A 6,491-nucleotide genomic window follows, 5' to 3' on the forward strand; every position below is an offset into this window, starting at 1 on the left:
ATGACCCGCACCGTCATGTGCCGCAAGTACAAAGAGGAACTCGAAGGTCTGGATAAGCCCCCCTATCCGGGCGCTAAAGGCCAGGAGATCTTCGATACTATTTCGAAAAAAGCCTGGACCGAGTGGACCAACCACCAGACCATGCTGATCAATGAAAAACACCTGAGTATGATGGATCCCGCTACCCGCGTATTTTTGCAGCAAGAGATGCAGAAATTTATGGATGGTGAAGACTACGAGAAAGCGGAAGGTTACGTACCACCGTCAAAGTAAGCGATTCGGCAGCTGATTTTTTATGTTCCGAAGAGCTGACTGAAGCACTGACTTAAGTGCTCATGCCGAGAGAATATTAAAAAAAGCGAAAAGCTGTATTGACAGCGCAGCCTGAAATCAGTTTAATACGCACCTCCTGTTTGCCCGGATAGCTCAGTCGGTAGAGCAGAGGATTGAAAATCCTCGTGTCCTTGGTTCGATTCCGAGTCCGGGCACCATTCAGGAATAAATCAGCCTCACAGCATCGCTAGTGGGGCTTTTTTATGCCTCGGATTTGGTGGGCGAGTCTGTGAGGCTGGTTCGATTATTTGCGTTTTTTACTTACACTCAGGGCCTGCGCCCAAAGTGCGGCAATGTTGTAATGGCCTTCAGCCATTGCTACGCCTCATTCAATTTAATTCTGACTTATTTATCAACTTCTATCATAGCTTTATCTCTGTGTCCTCTGTGTTCTTAGTATGCCCCCTGGGTACTGTGGTGAGTCATTGAAGGAAAAAGAACTGAAGTGCGTTTCACCACAGAGGGCACAGAGATCACTGAGGAGGGGAGTTCACTACACTTTACCCTCTCAACATGTTGTCTACCGCACAATGAACGCCCCAGCAAAGACGTATTCTATAAACTGACTATTCCAGCAGAATGGTAGCCCGCAATCCAAGTTTTGCTGTTTTGAAATGCCGGCAAAAAGGGGACAGATTTATTTTCGGCAAAAAGGGGACAGATTTATTTTCTATCGCTTAAGAAGATTAAGAAATAAATCGGCCGCTTCTTTTTCTGGCAAGTAAAACGAAGTTTTACGTCTGGCAGAGAGCTAGCCGCGAAGCGGCGGTCTAGCTGTGTAAAGCCACTTTTTAGCCCCCTTGCAATAATATCCTTATCTCTGTGCACTCGGTGTTCTTAGTATGCCCCCTGAGTACTGCGGTGAATCTTCGCCGAAGGCGTTTTACCACAGAGGGCACGAAGGAGGAGTTATCAGCACATCACCTGGATCTGTTCTGTGTAGCCCGGCGGCCCGATCCACCTCATCCACTGAGATAGATCACCGGTATAAAAAAGTGGACCTACGTAGTTATTGTATTAAATATAATACTTAAATATTGACTATGAGTAATACTCAATACAATTAAATCAAAGCTGTTTAGAAAGCAGCCCTTACATATAAAATGTATAAAGTATCAATCTTAATGCGATTATATGTATTATACTTAATACATTTATTTGAATTAACCGCAAGATCTGTCTACCTTAAAGCAAAGATGGATAGACCAGAGGACTCGCAAATGGGCAGAAACCGCCGCACATACTCAGCCCACACCTTAAAAGCAATTAGCCTGTTTGCAACGCAGATAAAAATTGCTCGAAAGAAGCAACGCTGGAGTGAAATGGAACTAGCGGAGAGAGCAGGAACCTCTCGTTCTACTATTAGACAAATAGAAAAAGGCAGTCCAACAACTGAGTTAGGCTTATATTTTGAGATAGCATCCCTTCTAGGAATAGCTCTTTTTGATGCTGACGATAACCGCCTGAATACACTGCATGACAACCTTAGCTTGCAACTTGCCTTGCTTCCCAAACGCATAAGCTCTGAATCGAGCGAGGTATTTGATGACTTCTAATAATACCGGAGCCTTCGTCTGGATATGGCTTAAGGACCAGAGCGAACCCGTTATAGCCGGGCGAATAGAAGAACATAACGGCAAACTCGCTTTTAACTATGGTCAAAGTTACCTGAAGAGAAAAAATGCAATCCCAATATATGATCCAGAACTCCCTTTGAAAGCAGGTAGAATCCCCTTATTAGACCGAATGATAATGCCAAGCTGCATTAGAGATGGTTCACCTGATGCATGGGGCCGCCGTGTCATTATCAATCAAGTCACCGGTAAGAAAAAAGAAGCTATAGACCTGACTGAACTTGATGAACTCGCTTACCTATTACTTTCCGGCTCTGACCGAATTGGCGCACTGGACTTTCAAGCATCAGCCACAGCTTATAATCCAAGAACCCCTAGATCCGCCACCCTTGAAGAACTCCAGCGAGCATCGGAACTAGTAGATACCGGTGTGCCACTGACAAAAGAGCTAGACCAGGCTCTCAATCACGGTTCAAGTATTGGAGGGGCTCGACCAAAAGCAAGTATTGAAAGTAATGAGAAAAAATATATTGCTAAATTTTCAGGTTCCTCTGACACCTACAGTGTTGTAAAAGCAGAGTATGTCGCCATGAAAATGGCAAAAAAAGTAGGTATTAACGTCGCGGATGTCGAGTTAACACAAGCTTTAGGCAAAGACGTATTACTCATTGAAAGATTTGATCGTTACCACAACAACGAAAAAAAATGGTGTCGAAAAGCCATGGTATCCGGCTTAACCATCTTAGGTATTTCTGAAGATGAAGCGCGCTATGCCAGCTACGAAGACCTTGCTGAAAAAATCAGATTTAAATTCACCAACCCAAAAAACACTCTGGAAGAGCTGTACAAACGGATGGTTTTTAACATTCTGGTTGGAAACACCGATGATCACGCCCGCAACCATGCCGCATTCTGGGATGGTGAACAATTAACCTTAACCCCCGCCTATGACATATGCCCTCAAAACAGAACAGGAGGCGAGGCATCTCAGGCAATGAACATCAGCGGTAGTAATAAATTAAGTCGCTTAGCGAGCTGTTTGACAGCGGCACCATCCTTTTTGATTTCAGAGAGTCGAGCTAAAGAGATCATCAAATTTTTGGTGACCAATATCAAAGAATTCTATCCTGAGATTTGCCAGGAAGGAAAATTATCAGAAATTGACCAGAAGTTTTTCTGGCGTAGACAGTTTTTAAATCCCTACTGTTTTTACGGGTTACCGGAGGATTTTGAAAATGCACTTACCTCGATACTCTGATTCTGCGCCCATGTTTGGGGATCTATTCGGGCGTCAGTGACGAGTCTCACTAGCTTAATCCTATTTCGACAGAATGCGTCTCTTTGAGTCATAGTGCTATCTCTGCACCCGGTGCTCTCAGTTGTGAATCGTTGTAGGAAAAAGAACTGAAGTGCCTTTACCACTGAGTGCACAGAGAGCACCGAGGAGGAGTTATCAACAAGTCACCAATTTTACCCTCCGCTGCCAAGTTACCCCTCATCTACACAGAATAAAACTCCGGGAAGATCGCATTATCGCCTGGATGACTACCGGGGCTAACACGCACCTCTTGCGGGTTAACGCTGGGGTCGGTGCCGGGCCTTGGGTCCCAGATGGCATCGTCACCCAGCCAGCGAGTTGAGAACGCCATCCGGTCCTGAGTGGTTGACTGATTGCCGGGCGAGCCATGTAGCGTCCAGGCTGAGAATAGCAGGGCGTCACCCGGCTGAAGATCGAAACCGATGATATCGAAGTTTTCACGGTCGGCTTCAATATCCGGGCAGGGGATGCCCTCTCCGGTGCCGGTCCAGCTATTGGCTTTTTCGCCTGAGGCACCAAAGGCTTCTGGCAGGTAGAAAACATCATCGCGGTGAGAGCCCCGGACAAACTCCAGACCACTGCCCGCCACTGTTACCGGGGTGAGGGCCAGCCATATTGAGGCGATCTGTTTACCCCGGAACGGCCAGTAGGGTACATCCTGATGCCAGGGGGTTGGCGTGGTGGTTTCCGCTTTTTTGATCAGCAGATGGTCAAAATAGAAGCGCGCGCTCTGACTCTGCATCGCCTGGGCAGCCAGTCGGGCGCAGCCGGACTCTTTTGCGTATCGATACACCAGATCGTTGGAACGCCAGAGGTAGCGGTCGGTGAACATCCGCCCCTTCTCCGCGCCGGGGTTAGCATCGTTACAAAGCTTACCCGGGTGATCGACCTGGTACTGGCCAAACGCAATCAGTTTTTCAACCCACTCAGCGTCAACTGCGTTGCGTAGAAAAACAACGCCGTCCTGCTGATATTGTTGAATCTCAGCCGCTGTCAGATTTCGCTGTGTCATACCGGTCTCCTATTATATTTATTGTTGACCCGACTATAGCGCTATCAATAGTATTGATTAAGTCGATAATTTTGATATCTATTATGGAAAAATTTGATTATAGCGCGCTGAGTTTCAAAAGCCTCAAAACCCTGAAGCTGATCTATGAGCTGGGCTCCCTAACAGCGGCGGCGATTGAGCTGGGGCAAAATCAGCCCACCGTCAGTTATACCCTGGAACAGATGCGTGAAGCACTGCACGACCCTCTGTTTGTGCGTTCGGGCCGGGGGGTTGCGCCCACCAGTCGCTGCCACCAGATCATGCCGGAGATTGAGAATCTGCTCAGGGGGATGTCAGAACTACTCCAGCCGGATGAGTTCGAGCCTGAGAATACCTCCCTGGATATGACGATCTCCTGCAATCAATACGAACTACAGGTGATTGTGCCGGGACTGGTGCAACGTTTAAGCAGGTTAGCACCCCATATCCGGATGACATTTATCCAGTCACACCTCAGTGGTCACCAACAGCTACAACGGGGCCAGTGTGACCTGCTGCTGTCGCCAGTCATTCGTGATTATGAAGCGCTTTACCAGCGTCCTCTGTTTCAGGATCGCTATGTGTGTCTGATCTCCGCAGAACATCCGCTGGCGGATAAACAGATCGGACGGGATGACTATATTCAGGCCCGGCATCTGGAGATCTACTATGAAGGCGGCTGGAAGCCGCTCTATCTGAACAGCCCGGAGCTTCAGGGGATAAACCTCAATGTCGGACTGCGGCTGCCGAGTGTGTCTAACTTTATTCCGACAATCGCTAACACCGATCTGATGATCACGCTGCCGGAACGTTTAGCCCGGCTGATAGGCAAGCCGATGCTGATTAAAGATCCACCGTTCAACAGCCGCTTCGAACTCTGCCTTTACTGGAACAAGATGACCCACCAATCGAAAGCCCACCAGTGGATACGTGAGCAGATAATCGAGACCTGTCGTGAGCTGGATGGCTCAGCACAGATGGCAAGCAATGATTAAGTATCAGCGGCGCCTATTTGTCTTACAAATAGATTCCAAGAGGATTCTTTATTCTTATTTATCTTACAAATTTACTTTTTTAAGGAGAACTGCTGATTTCATTAGCCTGACAAATTGACAAATATTCAGTAATAAATCAGTAACAAGCGGGCTCAGCAATACATAAACCCAACTGCACTCATTCATAGACTCAGCGTTAAAAAATTTCAGAGATTTCTGAGAAGTCATTCATCCAGCGATGTAGCTCTTGAATTAGTGGAGATACTACAAACGCTGACCGTATTGATTCAATTATCTGATTCTAACTTGGTAAAAGCTCAATAGCCCTGTTGCAAGGCTCACAGCCTATCCTCTATACTGCATCTTAAGTGGATTGGGGGTGCCCGGTCGGCGTTATTGCCTCGGTGAGTTTCATCGGGGCTTTTCGCTTTCTGGAGGCGGATAAATCATCAACCCCAGCTCTTCGTAGCCCTTTCCGACACAATCCCTTCCCCCATCGCAGTAAAATTTGTACTTGAGCACATCAAACGCTCTATTCGCCTGTTCCGGCCTCAAAATACTCAGTCCTATAGGCCGCGCCACTAGATCCGCAAGCTGTAGCCCAGACGACATCACTTTCTTATCAGCAAACAAGACATCAAAAGGCAATGGGATACCTTTCGTGTTGTTGCGATCACAAATCCGCCGAAATTCGAGTTCCAGCTCGTCATCTTCCCTGGGGCCGCGCCGTTCGACCCCGACATGGGTCAGCAATGCTTGCTGTTCCTTTTCCAGCAGGAACTCATAGAGTTTTTCAAGACAAAAGCCGAGGGCGATGTGGTAGGGGTTTCCTTCCGTGGAATCCTGCCTTCTAAGACGCCGTTTATCAATGACGCAACTAATAAGAATGACGTTGCTGTGCTCAATTATTTCAGTCAGTTCATGTAGGAACTGGTGCTTCTGTTCCCGGCTGCGAAAAATATTGAACTGCCCTTTTTCCTTACGAATTTCATTTTCATGCAACACCACCTGATCATGCCCAAAATGATTGAACTTGAACTTTTCCAGTGCCGAGACAACCTGCTCACTGTAATGTCGCTTGTGAAACACACAAAAAGCCAGCACAAACAGCGGATACTGCGGGTCAATGGTTTCCATACCATGATCACCGCTTTCATCCACGTACACGATGTATTTACTGAAAGGGCTTTCAACCTGGTCTTTTGCAGAAGGCTTTGCTTCATCATCTGACCCGGCAGAAG

General features: G+C 47.2%; 6 protein-coding genes and 1 tRNA gene. 5 read left to right on the forward strand and 2 right to left on the reverse strand.

Features of this window, described 5'->3' with window-relative positions; translation table 11 throughout:
* From Q0499_RS19025 to Q0499_RS19040, 4 genes are all read left to right on the forward strand, one after another.
* Entirely contained in the window at positions 1-273 is a 273-nt protein-coding gene (locus tag Q0499_RS19025) for an oxidative damage protection protein (RefSeq protein ID WP_299202902.1), read from the forward strand.
* 142 nt (positions 274-415) lie between these two features.
* Positions 416-491, forward strand: a tRNA-Phe gene (locus tag Q0499_RS19030).
* 1,062 nt (positions 492-1,553) lie between these two features.
* On the forward strand, positions 1,554-1,889 hold the full coding sequence (locus Q0499_RS19035) for a helix-turn-helix domain-containing protein (protein ID WP_299202905.1): 336 nt from the start codon (positions 1,554-1,556) through the stop codon (positions 1,887-1,889).
* Complete coding sequence (locus tag Q0499_RS19040; protein ID WP_299202909.1) at positions 1,879-3,165, forward strand: type II toxin-antitoxin system HipA family toxin; 1,287 nt, start codon at positions 1,879-1,881, stop codon at positions 3,163-3,165. The genes Q0499_RS19035 and Q0499_RS19040 overlap by 11 nt, the downstream gene beginning before the upstream one ends.
* Before the next feature lie 241 nt (positions 3,166-3,406).
* Here the strand turns inward: Q0499_RS19040 and Q0499_RS19045 are convergent, their stop codons facing one another.
* A complete protein-coding gene (locus Q0499_RS19045; protein WP_299202912.1) occupies positions 3,407-4,237 on the reverse strand; it encodes a phytanoyl-CoA dioxygenase family protein in 831 nt (276 codons plus the stop codon).
* 83 nt (positions 4,238-4,320) lie between these two features.
* Between Q0499_RS19045 and Q0499_RS19050 the strand changes: the two genes are divergently transcribed.
* Positions 4,321-5,250 carry a LysR family transcriptional regulator gene (locus Q0499_RS19050; RefSeq protein ID WP_299202915.1) on the forward strand — a complete coding sequence of 310 codons (930 nt, stop codon included), beginning with the start codon at positions 4,321-4,323 and terminating at the stop codon, positions 5,248-5,250.
* A gap of 411 nt (positions 5,251-5,661) precedes the next feature.
* Here Q0499_RS19050 and Q0499_RS19055 read toward each other — a convergent pair.
* Positions 5,662-6,491: DUF3800 domain-containing protein (locus Q0499_RS19055; protein WP_363317837.1), on the reverse strand; the 830-nt coding region annotated here is incomplete at its 5' end.

This window comes from uncultured Amphritea sp. (assembly GCF_937127095.1).
In the GTDB taxonomy this organism is placed as follows: domain Bacteria; phylum Pseudomonadota; class Gammaproteobacteria; order Pseudomonadales; family Balneatricaceae; genus Amphritea.

What these genes read in the sequence shown, in the direction of transcription:
- Q0499_RS19045 (WP_299202912.1), bottom strand. Translation starts at nt 4,237, where the DNA reads ATGACACAGCGAAATCTGACAGCGGCTGAGATTCAACAATATCAGCAG.
- Q0499_RS19040 (WP_299202909.1), top strand. Translation starts at nt 1,879, where the DNA reads ATGACTTCTAATAATACCGGAGCCTTCGTCTGGATATGGCTTAAGGAC.
- Q0499_RS19025 (WP_299202902.1), top strand. Translation starts at nt 1, where the DNA reads ATGACCCGCACCGTCATGTGCCGCAAGTACAAAGAGGAACTCGAAGGT.
- Q0499_RS19050 (WP_299202915.1), top strand. Translation starts at nt 4,321, where the DNA reads ATGGAAAAATTTGATTATAGCGCGCTGAGTTTCAAAAGCCTCAAAACC.
- Q0499_RS19035 (WP_299202905.1), top strand. Translation starts at nt 1,554, where the DNA reads ATGGGCAGAAACCGCCGCACATACTCAGCCCACACCTTAAAAGCAATT.